Here is a 15,220-nt window from a genome sequence, read left to right as displayed (position 1 = left end):
GGCCGTTTGGCTAGATGACGGGAGACTTATCTGGGTGATAAGGACGGTAATTAACTCTCGCACCAATCACCCCACCTTTTTCACACCTCATTCGCGTGTCCGGCTCCGGCCGTCTTCATCCACCCCCTTGGCCCGTCCCCGACTTCCTTCGCCCGCTTCCCCCGCCCGATTCCCTCGCGCACCCTCCCCGCCCGCGCTGCCCGCCCGTCGGCATCCCCATCGCCGTTCCCATCGCCTTCGCGTGCCGCTCCAGCCCGTCACCGGAACGTCGGACATCGAAACATCGGACATCGAAACGTCGGACACCGGAAGGTCAGGCCTGCGCGCTCAGGACGCGGGCCGGAATCCGCCGTTCCCCCCGGTTCTCCGAACAGGTTTTCCACAGCCCGGCGTCGCGGGCAGCCCACCGCCCGCACGCCCTCGCATCCCCAAATGCCCACCTGGGGCGGCATAACCGGTCAACACCCCCGGACAGTTATCCACAGGTTTTGCCGTTTTCCACATACCGGTCGCGAGTCAGGACATTGCCGCGAACACTCTCTCGGGGACGGTTTTCACTCTGTACGGTGGATCCGGGGCCTGACCCGAGGAGAGCGGCGATGCGGATCATGCTCACCGTGCTCGACGAGCACGCCGACCGCGATGTCGTGGTCGAGGGCGACGAGACGACCACGGTGGCACGACTCGCGGAGTCCCTGGCGGGCCAGGGAGGCGAGCGGCCGAGCAACGTGGTGCGGCTGACGCGCAGCAAGGCCCCGTACGGGCTGGATCGCGACTCCGCCGGGGCCGAGCCTCCGACGCTCTGGATGGACGGCCGCCCCCTCGACCCGGCCGCCCCCGCGCTCGGCCTGCTCCGCGACGGCGACCTCGTCACCCTCGACCGCTCCCTCGCGGTGGCCACGCTGGCCGAGGAGCCCGGCGGGATCGTGGAGATCAGGGTGGTCGGCGGGCCCGCCGCCGGGTCGGTGCACCGCCTCAGCCTGGGTGTGCACACCATCGGCTCCGACCCCGCCTGCTCGGTGGCCGTGACCGACCCCCGGCTGCCCGCGCGGGCCGCGGTGGTGCGGCTCACCCCGGACGCCATCACCGTGGAACCCGGGGAGGGTACGACCCCCCTGCTGGACCGCGACCCCCTGGAGGGTCCGCTGCCCTGGCCCGAGCACGCCCTGCTGAGCTGCGGCGGGACCGTGCTCACCCTCAAGGCGGTGGAGCCGCCCGACGCCCACCTGGACGCGCAGCCCGACGGCGGGCTGGCCTACAACCGGCCGCCCAGGTTCCGGCCGCCGGGCGGCGCGCGGCGCTTCGAGGTCCCGGCCGAGCCCAAGCGGGCCGAGACCATGCGGCTGCAGCTGCTCACCGCCTTCCTGCCCGCCGCGCTGGGGGTGGGCCTGGCCATCGCCCTCAAATCGCCGTACTTCCTGCTGTTCGCGTTCATGACGCCACTGATCATGATCGGCCAGTGGTGGAGCGACAGGCGGCACGGCCGCAAGCAGTACCGCCAGCAGCTCAAGGAGTACAAAGCGCGGCTGAAGATCTTCGAGGCGGCCGTGGAGCGCGCCCGCGCCGACGACGAGACCGCCCGCCGCGCCGCCGCGCCCGACCCCGCCGAGGTGCTGCTCACCGTGACCGGCCCCCGGCGGCGGCTCTGGGAACGACGCGATCACGACCCCGACGCGCTGCGGCTGCGGGTCGGCCTCGCCGACCTCCCCGCCGACCTGGAGTTCGCCCCCGAGCGCTCCGCGCCGGTCGACGCCCCGCTGCCCGTCCCGCCCACCTGCCAGGCGGTGCCGGTGGCGCTGGCCATGCGCCGCCTGGGCGTCGCCGGTCTGACCGGGCCCAGGAACACGGCGGCCGGGGTGGCGCGCTGGCTGGTCGGCCAGGCCGCCGCCCTGCACAGCCCGCGCGACCTGGCGATCGTCGTCCTGTCCGCGCACGGCGACGGTGAGGAGCGCTGGAACTGGGTCCGCTGGCTGCCGCACTGCGCCCCGCGCGGCGGCGAGGACTGCGTGGCCCTGGTCGGCGCCGACCCGGACACCGCGGCCCGCCGGGTGAGCGAGCTCGCCGCGCTGATCGACGAGCGCCTCGGCGACGACGCCGCCGCGGGCCCCGCGGCCAAGCTGGGCCGCATCCCGGCCGGCTGGGGCGACCTGGGCGGAGCCACGGGTACGGGTGCCGAGCAGCCGTACGCCGCCCCCGTCTACGACGAGCGCCCCTACGACGTGCTGGTCGTGCTCGACGGCGCGCAGGTGCTGCGCGCCCTGCCGGGCATGCCCCAGGTGCTGCGCCAGGGGCCCAGGGCGGGCGTCTACACCCTGGCGATCGACGGCGACCAGCGGTTGCTGCCCGAGGAGTGCGCCACCGTCGCCGCCGTGGAGGCCGACGGCACGGTGCGGCTGCGCGGCGGCGGACTGGACGACCTCGGGGAGATCCTGGCCGACCAGGTGACGGCCGCCTGGTGCGACAGGCTGGCCCGTTCGCTGGCGCCGATCCGCGATGTCAGCCGCGACGACGCCGGGGTCGCCCTGCCGGACTCCGCGCGGCTGCTGGACCTGCTGGAGCTGCCGTCGGTCTCCGGCGCGGCCCTGACCAAGCGCTGGGGCCGGGCCACCGAGGCCGTGGTGGGAGTGGGCCCCGAGGGGCCGTTCTCCATCGACCTGCGCAGGGACGGGCCGCACGCGCTCATCGCGGGCACCACGGGCGCGGGCAAGTCGGAGCTGCTGCAGACCCTGATCTGCTCGCTGGCGGTGGCCAACCGGCCGGACGAGATGACGTTCGTGCTGATCGACTACAAGGGCGGCGCCGCGTTCAAGGAGTGCGTGCGGCTGCCGCACACGGTGGGCATGGTCAGCGACCTCGACGGCCACCTGACCCAGCGGGCGCTGGCCTCGCTGGCCGCGGAGATCCGCCGCCGCGAGCGCCTGCTGCTGGCCGCGGGGGCCAAGGACATCGAGGACTACCACGAGCTGCGCGACGCCCGTACGGCCCGCGCCTCCCGCGACCTGCTCGTCGCCGGAGGCGGCCCGCAGGGCAGGCCGCCGCGCGGGCGCGCAGCGTCCTCGGCGTCCTCGGCGTCCCTGGAGCCCCCGGCCCCGCTGCCCCGGCTGGTGCTGGTCATCGACGAGTTCGCGGCCATGGTCAGCGAGCTGCCCGACTTCATGACCGGGCTGGTCGACATCGCCAGGCGGGGACGCTCGCTCGGCATCCACCTCATCCTCGCCACCCAGCGGCCAGGCGGCGTGGTGACCGCCGACATCCAGGCCAACACCTCCCTGCGGATCGCCCTGCGGGTCACCGAGGCGTCGGAGTCGGCCGACGTCATCGGCCGCCCCGACGCCTCGTACATCCCCAAGTCCGCTCCCGGCCGGTGCTACGTGAAGTCGGGCGCGGGGGCGGCGACGGCCGTGCAGACCGCGCGGATCGGCGGCCGGAGCCCCGGCGCCTCGGGCGGCGAGGTGAGGGTACGGGTGACGGAGGTCGGGTGGCAGGCCCTGGGGCACCCCAGGGCGGTCCACGCCGGAGCCGAGAGCGGCCACGTCACCGACCTGTCCCTGCTCGCCGACGCCATGGTCGAGGCGGCCCGCCTCGCCGGGGTCGCGGAGCAGCCGAGTCCCTGGCTCGATCCGCTTCCCGACCTCGTGACCGTCCCCGTCCTCCCGGCGCCGCCCGTGCTGCCCGGCGACGCGTCCGGCGTGCTGCCGTACCGGGCGGGGGTCGAGGAGGTGCCGCCGCTGGCCTTCGGGATCACCGACCTGCCCTGGGCGCAGGACCGGCGGGCGCTGGCGCTCGACCTCGCCCACGGGGGGCACCTGCTCGTCGCGGGCGCCTCGCGCAGCGGGCGGTCCACCGCGCTGCGCACGCTGGCGGGGGCGATCGCCGCCGGAGCCTCCCCCGACGACGTGCACGTGCACGCGATCGACTGCGGCTCGGGCTCGCTGCTGCCGCTGATGGCGATGCCGCACTGCGGGGCGGTGGTCACCCGCGACCAGCTCGACCGGGTGGAGCGGCTGCTGAACCGGCTGCGCGAGGAGGTGGGGCGGCGCCAGCAGCTCCTCGCCGAGGCCGGGTACGCCTCGCTGGCCGAGCTGCGCGCCGCCGCGGACGGGCCGCGGCTGCCGTGGCTGGTCCTGATGCTCGACCGGTGGGAGGGGTTCGTCGCCGCGTTCGAGGCGTACGACTACGGGCGGCTGATCGAGTCGCTGATGCAGCTGCTGCGCGAGGGGCCCGCGGTCGGGCTGCGGGCCGTGCTGACCGGCGACAGGTCCGCGCTGATCGGGCAGATCTCCACGGTCTTCGACGACCGGCTGATCCTGCGGCTGGCCGACCCCTCCGACTACGGCCTGGCCGGACTGCCCCTCAAGGACCTTCCGGCGACCCTCGCACCGGGCCGCGCGCTGTCGACCGGCGAGCACGGCATGACCGAGAGCCAGATCGCGCTGCTGTGCGACGACCCCTCGGGTCCCGCGCAGGTCGCCGCGCTCCAGGCGCTGGCCCGCTCGGCGCCGGAGATCGCCGCCGACCCGCCGCTGCGGGTGGACGCGCTGCCGATGCGCGTCACCGCGGCGCAGGTCCTGGATCTGGTGCCCTCCTTCCGGCCCCCGTCCCCGCTGTGGGCGCTGCTCGGCGCCGGAGGCGACTCGCTGGCGCCGCTCGGCGTCGACCTGCTCGCCCACGGTCCCGCCGCGGTCGTCGCGGGCCCGCCCAGGTCGGGCAGGTCCACGGCACTGCTGACCGCCACCCACTCGCTGCTCTCCCACGGCACCCCCACGGTCCTGGTGACCCCCCGGCGCAGCCCGCTGTGCACGCTGGTGGACACCCCGGGCGTGCTGGCCGTGCTGGACGCGGGCGGCGACCTGCACGAGGCCGTCGCGGGGCAGGACCGCTACGTCGTGATCGTCGACGACGCGGAGCTGATCTCCGCGGACTCCCCCCTGGGCGGCGCGCTGGAGCAGGTGCTGCGGAGCGGCAGGGACGGCGAGCACGGCATGATCATCGGTGGCACCACCGGGGACCTGACCACCGCCTACCGCGGTTTCGCGGCCGAGGCGCGCAAGGGCCGCACGGGTCTGCTGCTGTCGGTCCAGAGCCCCGCCGACGGCGACCTGTTCACCGTCCGCCTGCCGCGCGGCGCGGTCGGCGGCCCCCCCGGCCGCGGCCTGCTGGTGACCCTGGGCTCGGTGATCCCCGTCCAGGCCGCCGTCACGTGAGGGCTGTGGTCACGTAGGGCCCGCCGTCACGTGAGGGCTGTGGTCACGTGAGGGCTGTGGTCACGTGAGGGCTGTGGTCAGGTATGGCCCGCCGTCGCATGAGGACCACCGCCGCACGAGGGCCGCCGTCACCCGCCACACGCCGTCCCGTACGCCTTGCGTGTCTCCTGTGCGACCGCGCCTTGCGCGTCTTGCGCGCCTTGCGCGTCTTGTGTGCTTCGCGCGCCCCGCGCCGCCCATGCCGCCCATGCCGCCTGTGCCGCCTGTGCCGATCCCCGCCGATCCCCGCCGATCCGTGCCGTCAATGAGAAATGCCCCGGCCCTTGCGGGCCGGGGCATTTCGGCGGGCCGTTTCCTATCGCGTGGCGGACTCGATATTGCCGCGATAGGTGTTGATGACCCGGGAGGCCTCGGCGAGTTCCTCGGACATGCGCTGGAAAGCGGCCCGGTAGTTCTGCCAGGCCTCGCTGAAACGCTGGGCACCGGGCCCCGTCCAGGCGGTGCCGACTTTCGCGGCCTCCCGGTCGAGGGCGGCCACGGTGGCCCTGACCTGGTCGGCCTGCTGGGTGAACTGGGTGGCCATCTGCTGCATTTCCGCGGGATTGCCGCCGAGCAAGTTCTGGCTCATGCCAGTCTCCTTTGGATCGGTGTCGGGAGGAGTCGCCAAACGAAATCACGATAGGCGTAAGGATCACAGAGGTATCCGGGTTATGCCGAGCGGCTATGGACGTTCCCTCAGTCGCCAAGAGGCTAAACGTTGTCCATTGTCTTGATTTCCAGTAATTCAAGGAGCCGTAGGCGGACGGGGGGCACCGCTGCGAGGGCTGGACCGTCCAGGAAAGGACCGGAGGCGCACCGGGAGCGAACCGGAGGCGGACCGGGGGCGACCAGGGCGGGAATCTCCCGCGGTCTCGCCGGGACGGCGAAGGCGAATGAGACCCCCGCTCCCTCACGACCGAGGAGGAACAACCCACCACTCCCTCACGATCAAAGGACGCCTACACTCCGTTGAAGGCCCGCCAGTCCTTCGTCCGCACGTACTGGCACACGTACTGAAGGGAAAGACGTCGGTGCACAAGGTCCTGATCGCCAATCGTGGTGAGATCGCGGTGCGGATCGCCCGCGCCTGCAAGGACGCCGGGCTGGCCAGCGTCGCCGTCTACGCCGACCAGGACCTGGACGCCCTCCATGTCCGGGTCGCGGACGAGGCCCGCGCGCTCGGCGGCGAGACTCCCGCGGAGACCTACCTCGACGTCGACAAGCTGCTGGGCGTCGCCGCCGAGGCCGGGGCCGACGCCGTGCACCCCGGCTACGGCTTCCTGGCCGAGAACGCCGGCTTCGCCCAGGCCGTGATCGACGCGGGACTGACCTGGATCGGCCCGCCGCCGGCCGCGATCACCGCGCTCGGCGACAAGGTGCAGGCCCGCCACATCGCCCAGAAGGTCGGCGCGCCGCTCGTGGCCGGCACCAAGGATCCGGTCTCGGGGAGCGAGGAGGTCGTCGCCTTCGCCGCCGAGCACGGACTGCCGATCGCGATCAAGGCCGCGTACGGCGGCGGCGGGCGCGGGCTGAAGGTCGCGCGCACCCTGGAGGAGATCCCCGAGCTGTACGACAGCGCCGTCCGGGAGGCCGTCACCGCGTTCGGCAGGGGCGAGTGCTTCGTCGAGCGCTACCTGGACCGTCCCCGGCACGTGGAGACCCAGTGCCTGGCCGACGCCCACGGCACCGTGGTCGTGGTGTCCACCCGCGACTGCTCGCTGCAGCGCCGCCACCAGAAGCTGGTGGAGGAGGCCCCGGCCCCGTTCCTGTCGCCCGAGCAGCTGGACCTGCTCTACACCAGCTCCAAGGCGATCCTGCGCGAGGCGGGCTACGTCGGCGCCGGCACGTGCGAGTTCCTGGTGGGCCAGGACGGCACGATCTCCTTCCTGGAGGTCAACACCCGCCTGCAGGTCGAGCACCCGGTGACCGAGGAGGTCGCGGGCGTCGATCTCGTACGGGAGATGTTCCGCGTCGCCGACGGTGAGGAGCTCGGCTACGGCGACCCCGTGCTGCGCGGCCACTCGATCGAGTTCCGGATCAACGCCGAGGACGCCGGGCGCGGCTTCCTGCCCGCCCCCGGCACGATCACGCGCATGAGCGCCCCCTCGGGGCCCGGGGTGCGCCTGGACGCCGGCTACGAGGCGGGCATGACCGTCCCGCAGTCCTTCGACTCTCTGATCGCCAAGCTGGTGGTGACCGGGGCCACCCGGGCACAGGCCCTGGAGCGCTCGCGCAGGGCCCTGGCCGAGTTCGAGATCGGCGGCATGCCGACCGTGCTGCCCTTCCACCGGGCCGTGGTGGCCGACCCGGCGTTCACCGGCGACCCGTTCTCGGTGCACACCCGGTGGATCGAGACCGAGTTCGACAACACGATCACGCCGTACGAGGGAGAGCCGGACACGGCCGAGGAGCCGGGCGAGCGGGAGCGGATCACCGTCGAGGTGGGCGGCAAGCGGCTGGAGGTGGTGCTGCCCCCGGGATTCGCCGCCGGAGCCGCCGGGAACGCCGGAGCCGCCGGGAACGCGGGCGCGGGCCGCGCCTCGAAGGCGCCGCGCCGGGGCGGCGGGGTGGCCAGGAAGGCCGCGAGCGGCGACTCGCTGGTCAGCCCGATGCAGGGCACGATCGTCAAGGTCGTGGCCGCCGACGGCGACACCGTCGCGGCCGGTGACACGATCGTCGTGCTGGAGGCGATGAAGATGGAGCAGCCTCTCGCCGCCCACAAGGCGGGCGTCGTCACGGGACTGGCCGCGTCGGTCGGCCAGAGCATCACCTCGGGCGCCACGATCTGCGAGATCAAGGACGCCTGAGCCCGCGAGATCGGGGACGCCCGAGCGCGCCCGCTGCGCGGCGGGCGGTGGCGGCGGGTACGGCGCTCACACGCCGGGTGCCCGAGGGGTGCCTGACGCGGGCCGTGAGGGGATACGGTCGAGGGGTAGGGAACTCTGTCGCCCGCTCATTCGTCTTCAGGACGAAGGAGGCTTTCTGCCGTGACCATCACAAAAGCCGCGCCAGGTCGTTTCGGTGCCACGATCATGGCACTGTTCGCCGGGCTACTGGCCATGTTCATGATCGCCCCGGCGGCCAATGCCGCGGCGCCAGACCCAAGTGCGATCGTCTCGGAGCTGAAGGACGGGGACAACTTCTACGTTGATCCCGCGGCGGGGCTGCCCCCCAACGCCGTCGACGCCATGCGCGGCGCGGCCGACCAGACTTCCTCCGTCTACGTGGCGATGCTGCCCCAGGGCTCGATCAGCAGCCAGTCCCAGGCGAGGACCCTGCTGAGCTCGCTCCTCAAGGGCGTCGGGTCGAAGTCCACCGTTCTGGTGATGAGCGGCAAGACCCCGTTCGGCGTCACCAACATCAGGGGCGTCGACGTCGACGAGCTGCTCGGACGGGCCAAGACCACCGGCAGCCCGACCGACAACGTGATCAACTTCGTCAAGCTCGCCGACGAGGCGGCCGTCGGCGCCGGTGCCCCGTCCGGTTCCTCCGGCTCCTCCGGCGGCTCCAGCGGGGGCGTGCTGGTCGGCATCCTGGTGCTGGCCCTGGCCGGCGGCGCGGGCATCTTCCTCTACTCGCGCAAGAAGAAGAAGCAGCGCGAGGAGCGCGAGGCCGCCGAGCTGGCCGCGGTCAAGCAGACCGTGGACGAGGACGTCACCAAGTTCGGTGAGGAGATCACCGACCTCGACACCGACGTGAAGCTGCTCAACGACGGCGGCGACCACCAGCAGGACTGGCAGCGCGCCCTCGACTCCTACGAGCGGGCCAAGGTGGAGCTCGCGGCGGTCAAGCGCCCCGACGAGTTCCGCGGCGTGACCACCGCGCTGGAGGAGGGCCGCTACGCCCTCGCCTGCGTGAAGGCGCGCGTCAACCACCAGCCGGTGCCCGAGCGGCGCTCCCCGTGCTTCTTCAACCCGCAGCACGGCCCCTCCGCCCGCGACGTGCGCTGGGCCCCGCCCGGCGGCGCGCTGCGCGACGTGCCCGCCTGCGCGGCCGACGCCGAGGCCGTCGAGCGCGGCTTCGAGCCGCAGACCCGCGAGGTCATGGTCAACGGCCAGCGCCGCCCGTACTACGACGCGGGACCGGCCTACCAGCCCTACGCCTACGGCTACTACGGCGGCTTCGGCGACGTCATGACCGGCATGCTCGTCGGCACGATGATGGGCAGCATGATGAGCGGCGGCTTCGGCTACGGCGGCTACGGCGGCGGCGCCGAGAGCGGCACCGACTTCGGCGGCGGAGGCGACTTCGGCGGCGGGGGCTGGGGTGACTTCGGCGGCGGAGGCGACTTCGGCGGCGGAGACTTCGGCGGGGGCGACTGGTAGCCGTCCACGGCGAAACGGACCGGCAGGACAGGTAAGGCAGAACGAGCGGAACCCAGACGGGCGCGTCTCCCCTTCCGGGGGAGCGCGCCCTTCGGCGTCGTGGGCGCCTCCCGGTCAGGTGCTGTCGCGGACGGTGAGCCTCGGCTGGAGGAGGGTGCCGTCGGGGACGGCGCGGCCTTCGAGCTTCTCCATGAGCAGCCGGACCGCCTGGCGGCCCACCTCCTCGGCCGGGATCAGCACCGAGGTGAGCGGCGGGCTGGCGCGTTCCGCGATGTCGTCGGGGCAGATCGCCACCACGGCGATGTCGCCGGGCACCCGCCTGCCGTACTGGCGCAGCGCCCCCAGCACGTGGCCCACCGCCGCCTCGTTGTGCACGACCAGGCCGGACAGGCCCGGCCTGGCGTCGAGGAGCCCGGCGATCGCGGTGGACACCTGGTCGAAGTTCTCCTCGCACGGCAGGGCCACCCCGGTCAGGCCGGTCTCTGCCACGGCCGCGGCGAAGCCCTCCCGGGTGCGGCGGGCGAAGCCGGTGCCCCGGTCGTAGACGACCGAGGGCGCGCCGAGCAGCGCGACCTCCCGGTGCCCGCGCTCGGCCAGGTGCTCCACGCAGAGCGCGCCCGCCCGCGCGAAGTCGAGGTCGACGCAGGTCAGACCGGCCGAGTCGGCGGGGAATCCGATCAGCACGCTGGGTTCGGCGAGCTCCCGCAGCAGCGGTACCCGGCTGTCGTGGAGCTCCACGTCCATCAGCACCAGCCCGTCGACCAGCGCGCTCGCCGCCGCCCTGCGGAGCCCGTCGGAGCCCTCGTCCGCGGTGAGCAGCAGCACGTCGTGGTCGTAGCGCCGCGCGGCGGTGACCACCGAGGTGGCGAACTGCATCAGCACCGGGACGTGCACCCCGGCCCGCAGGGGCAGGACCAGCGCGATGACGTTGGCGCGCCTGCTGGCCAGGGCCCTCGCCCCGGCGTTGGGGTGGTATCCCAGGACCCGCACGCTGTCGAGCACCCGGCGCCGGGTGTCGGCCGAGATCGCGCGCTTCCCGCTGAGCACGTACGACACCGTGCTCACCGCGACCCCCGCGTGCCTGGCGACCTCGCTGATGGTCACCGCCCGCCCGCTCACCCGGCCTCGCCGAAGCTCAGGGAGGCGACGGTGATCCCCGCATTCTCGAACACCACATAAAGATCGTGGACTCCCCTCGCCTCCACAAGCCCGGTGCGCACCTCGACGAGGTCGTGGCGGCCCGCGCGGGGGACGGGGAGGTCGCCGGCGACGGGCCCGTAGAGGGGGTCGTCCAGGCGCAGGGTGATCACCCCGCCCTCCTCTCCGGCGGCGACGGCGGCGCAGGAGGCGGCTCCCTCCCCCAGGTCGACCGCGCGGAACACGATCCAGGCCCCCTCGGCGGTGGACCGCACGGCGTCGCCGGAGACCCTGGCCGCGTCCACGAACGTCACCGAGTCGTACTCGTCGTGGTCCACGGCGGCGATCGGGCCCGCGAGGGCGTCGCGCGGCGGGATCCGCTCGCCGTCGACGTGGAAGGGTGCGCACAGCCGGATGTCCCGCGAGGAGCGGCCGACCATGAGCTTGTGGGGGGCGTCCTCGACGACGAACCGGCCTCTGGTGACGTCCCAGAAGGCGAGTTCCGCGACGTCAAGGCCCCAGTCGACCCGGGTGCTCTCGCCGGGGGCGAGGCGCACCTTGACGAAGCCGCGCAGGCGGCGCAGCGCCTGCTTGACCCGGGAGCGCCGCTGGCGGGTGTAGATCTGGACGACCTCCACCCCCTCGCGGGAACCGGTGTTGGTGACGGTGACCGAGGCGGTGACCCTGCCGCCGTCGCCGCCGTCGCCGCCCTCCACCGAGACGGCCAGGTCGGCGTACTCGAAGGTGGTGTAGCCGAGGCCGTGTCCGAAGGGGTAGAGCGGGGTTCCCCTGAAGTACTGGTAGGTCGCGTCCGAGGCGATGATGTCGTAGTCGAACAGGTCGGGCAGCTCGCACGCCGAGCGGTACCAGGTCTGGGTGAGCCTCCCCTCGGGGGCGGCGTCGCCGAACAGCACCTCGGCCAGCGCGTGGCCGTACTCCTGGCCGCCGTGCGAGGACCACAGCACCGCGGGCGGGTCGTCGATGTCCCAGGTCACCGGGTAGCCGCTGCTGATCACCATGACGGTTCTCGGGTTGGCCCCGCGCACCGCCGCGACCACGGCCTGCTGCGCGGCGGGCAGCGCGAGGTCGAGGCGGTCCTCGGTCTCCCTGCCGTTGACCAGCGGGTGGTCGCCGACGACCACCACGGCCACGTCCGCGGTCGCGGCGAGCGCGGCGGCGGCCTCGGCGCCGCTCACGACCCGGTCCACGGTGAACCAGGCGGCGGCGTCGGCGTCGTCGGCCAGGCGGAAGACCTCGCCGTCCAGGGCGAGGTAGCGGCCGGTGGAGATGTGCCGGAGCGCGAGCGCGCCACGGGGGCGGTCCTCGATGCGGAAGGTCTGGCGCACCTCCCAGCCGTTGGGACCCGGCTGGTCGTTGACCAGCACCCCGTCGTCGTCGACAGACAGGTGGCGGCCGGTCGCCACGGCGCGCAGGGCGTAGCAGCCGCCGCCCCAGTCGAACAGGTCGAACAGGCCGGGCTCGTCGCCGACCCCGAGCGGCCCCCCGTCGGGGTCGGCGACGACGTGACGGCCGTCCGTTCCCTCGACCGCGAGGGTGATCCGGTCCACGGCCTCGCAGAAGACGGTCTCGCACCGCTCGGCGAGCCCGGCGCGGGCGGTGACGGCGTACGGGAGGGTCCCGGAGTACCAGTCCTCCATGAGCGTGTCGCCGAGCTGGCCGATGACCGCGATCCTGCGTACCGAGGCGTCCAGCGGCAGGACGCCGTCGTTGCGCAGCAGCACGATGGAGCGCCGGGCGGCCTCGCGGGCCAGGCTCTGGTGCTCGGGGCAGTTGACGACCGCCTCGGTGATGTCGTCGTACGGGGTGGAGGGGTCGAACTCGCCCAGCCGGAAGCGGACCGACAGCGTGTGCCGGACGGCGGCGTCGACGTCCGCCTCGGTGAGCAGGCCGCGCTCCAGCGCGGCGCGGAGGTGGCCGAGGGTGGCCTCTGGGCGGTCGTCGTCCTGGGTGAAGCTGTCGAGCCCCGCCCTGATCGCGTGGGCGTACGCCTCGGGGAGGTCGTCGTGGTAGCCCTGCAGGCCGGTGAGGTTGGCGGGCGCGTACGCGTCGCTGACCACGAGGAGGTCGTCGGGCGCCCAGGCCCGCAGCACCTCGCCGATCAGCGGGCTGAGGTGGGCCGGGCGGCCGTTGACCAGGTTGTAGGAGGGCATCACGGCGACCGCGGCGCCGCTCTCCAGGGCGGGCCGGTAGGCCGGGAGCTCGTACTCGCGCAGCACCCGGGGCGGCAGGTCGCTGGAGGTGACGCAGCGGTCGGTCTCGTTGTTGTAGCCGAGGAAGTGCTTGAGGGTGGGCGCGGTCTTCAGCACCGTGGGATCGCTTCCGCGGAGGCCGGAGGCGTACGCCGTCGCCATGACACCGGTCAGCCACGGGTCCTCGGAGTAGCCCTCCTCGTTGCGGCCCCAGCGGGGGTCGCGCAGCGGGTTGACGACCGGGGCCCAGACGTTGAGTCCCGCCCCCGACGGATCCTTGTGGTGGAAGGCCAGGACCTCGTCGCTCGTCGCCTCGCCGACCCGCCGGACGAGGTCGGGGTCCCAGGTGCTGGCCAGCCCGACCGCCTGCGGGAACACCGTCGCCGGGCCGAGCCAGGCGAGGCCGTGCAGCGCCTCGGTGCCGGTACGGAACGGGCCGAGCCCGAGGCGCTCCACCGGCCGCTGGTACTGGTGCAGCAGCCCGATCTTCTCCTCCAGGGTCAGCCGGCCCTGCAGGTCCGCGACGCGCCGCGCGAGGGGGAGTTCCGGGTCACGGAACGGTTCGTTCATCGGGGACCATCCCTTTGAGAGCGTCGAAGCGCTTCGATTCCGACGTGGTTCCAACGGGTTCAAGCAGGGTTCCGACAGGGCTCCGACCTGGAAGGACGCCTCAGTCGAAGCGCTTCGACACTCGGTCAGGGAAAACTCCGTCACCACCCGCGCGCTCCGGCGTTCGTTGCGCGCGTGTTTCGAACGGAGCTTCCCTGAAGGGTGCACTTCTGTGCGGCCAAGGTCAATAGGCGGGCGGCAAACGGTTGCGGGCCACCGGGAAACCGGAGCGGAAGACCGCCTGCGAGTGACCCGGACCCTCGGGATCCGGGCCAGGAGATCCGCCGGGGACATCATGAAATTAACTGAAAACAGGGTGAATCCCAGGCGGCGTCCACCGCCGCGTCAGCGAGACGCGGATCGGCGGATCACGGGACCCGCGGCAGGCGTCCGGAGTCCACCGAGTCGAGCACCCGGGCGGCGCCTCCCAGCGCGGCGGCCCCGTACCCGAGCGTGGAGGCCACGACCCGGCAGCCCCCGGTGTCCGGGGCGATCGTGCGCCCGCGGGTCTCGGTCTCCACCGAGGGCAGCAGCCACGGGGCGAGCGGCACGTAGTAGCCGCCCAGGATGACCACCTCGGGGTTGAGCAGGTTGGTCATCAGGGCCACGCCCTTGCCGAGGTTGTGGCCCACGGAACTCAGGAGGGCGAGCGTGCGCGCGTCGCCCGCGCGGGCCAGCCGCACCACCTCCTCGATCTCGATCTCGACCTCGGCGGGCGAGATCGCGGTGTGTTCCAGCACGGCGCCGATCCCGGCGACGGCCTCCAGGCAGCCCAGGCGCCCGCAGCGGCACTCGGCGCCGAAGGGGTCGAGCTGGATGTGGCCGATCTCGCCGCCGTACCCCTGGCCGCCGCGGCGCAGTCGCCCGTCGAGGATGACCCCGGCCCCGACGCCGATCTCGCCGGTGAGGTAGACCAGGTTGGCCGTCCCGGCGTGCGGGCCGAAGCGGTGCTCGGCCAGGGCCGCCAGGTTGGCGTCGTTGTCGACCTGGACGGGGAAGCCCGGATCGCGCAGGGCCTTGGTGAGGTCGCCGCAGAGGTCGGCGTCGCGCCAGCCGAGGTTGGGCGCGATGCGCACGGTGCCGTCGGTGCCGATCAGTCCCGGCACGCCCACGGTCAGCCCCAGGACCTGGCGCTCCTCCTTGGCCATCCGGGTCACGACGCGGCGGACGATCCCCGCGACGGTGGCCATGGCCTGGCCCGCCGTGCCGGCCGCGCCGGAGAAGGACCTGCGCCAGGACAGCAGCCTCTCCCCCGACAGGTCCACCGCGACCGCGGTGACGTAGTCGACGTTGACCTCGATGCCGATCGCCGCGTACGGCGAGCCGTCGAGCACGAGCATCGTGGCGGGGCGGCCGACGCGGTTCTCGGTCAGGCCGGTCTCCCTGACCAGGCGGCGGTCGATCAGATCGGCGACCAGGCTCGACACGGTGGCCTTGTTGAGACCGGTGGACGCCGCGATGTCGGCCCGCGAGCACGGCGCGTGCTCGCGCACGAACCTCAGCACGACGGCGAGGTTGGTGGCCCGCACGTCGGCGAAGTCGGCCGGACGCGGGTCAGTCGTAGATGTGATCAAGGTGAGTCCCGCTCCCGCTCGGCCAGGCTGGCCCCATCATGCCCCATCGTTCACCAATCCGTGACCGCTCCCCGGCGCCCCGCGATCGGCGGTCCCTTGTGGCGGCGGCCACCCTCGACTAA

General features: G+C 73.3%; 7 protein-coding genes. 3 read left to right on the top strand and 4 right to left on the bottom strand.

Annotated elements, in window-relative coordinates:
- Positions 1–599 precede the first annotated feature (599 nt).
- A complete protein-coding gene (locus AB0F88_RS08305; protein WP_362678925.1) occupies positions 600–5,204 on the top strand; it encodes an FtsK/SpoIIIE domain-containing protein in 4,605 nt (1,534 codons plus the stop codon).
- Between the two features lie 355 nt (positions 5,205–5,559).
- Here the strand turns inward: AB0F88_RS08305 and AB0F88_RS08300 are convergent, their stop codons facing one another.
- On the bottom strand, positions 5,560–5,832 hold the full coding sequence (locus tag AB0F88_RS08300) for a WXG100 family type VII secretion target (protein WP_329090315.1): 273 nt from the start codon (positions 5,830–5,832) through the stop codon (positions 5,560–5,562).
- A gap of 442 nt (positions 5,833–6,274) precedes the next feature.
- Between AB0F88_RS08300 and AB0F88_RS08295 the strand changes: the two genes are divergently transcribed.
- Together AB0F88_RS08295 and AB0F88_RS08290 are read left to right on the top strand one after the other, a co-directional pair.
- On the top strand, positions 6,275–8,050 hold the full coding sequence (locus AB0F88_RS08295; protein WP_362678921.1) for a biotin carboxylase N-terminal domain-containing protein: 1,776 nt from the start codon (positions 6,275–6,277) through the stop codon (positions 8,048–8,050).
- Between the two features lie 180 nt (positions 8,051–8,230).
- Complete coding sequence (locus AB0F88_RS08290) at positions 8,231–9,568, top strand: hypothetical protein (RefSeq protein ID WP_362678918.1); 1,338 nt, start codon at positions 8,231–8,233, stop codon at positions 9,566–9,568.
- Between the two features lie 114 nt (positions 9,569–9,682).
- Here the strand turns inward: AB0F88_RS08290 and AB0F88_RS08285 are convergent, their stop codons facing one another.
- From AB0F88_RS08285 to AB0F88_RS08275, 3 genes are all read right to left on the bottom strand, one after another.
- On the bottom strand, positions 9,683–10,672 hold the full coding sequence (locus AB0F88_RS08285) for a LacI family DNA-binding transcriptional regulator (protein WP_362678915.1): 990 nt from the start codon (positions 10,670–10,672) through the stop codon (positions 9,683–9,685).
- 11 nt (positions 10,673–10,683) lie between these two features.
- A complete protein-coding gene (locus AB0F88_RS08280) occupies positions 10,684–13,485 on the bottom strand; it encodes a glycoside hydrolase family 3 C-terminal domain-containing protein (protein WP_362678912.1) in 2,802 nt (933 codons plus the stop codon).
- 407 nt (positions 13,486–13,892) lie between these two features.
- A complete protein-coding gene (locus AB0F88_RS08275; protein WP_362678909.1) occupies positions 13,893–15,098 on the bottom strand; it encodes an ROK family transcriptional regulator in 1,206 nt (401 codons plus the stop codon).
- Between the last annotated feature and the right edge of the window lie 122 nt (positions 15,099–15,220).

Source organism: Streptosporangium sp. NPDC023963, assembly GCF_040639135.1.
Taxonomy (GTDB): domain Bacteria; phylum Actinomycetota; class Actinomycetes; order Streptosporangiales; family Streptosporangiaceae; genus Streptosporangium.
This window is presented reverse-complemented; position numbering and strand designations above follow the sequence as displayed.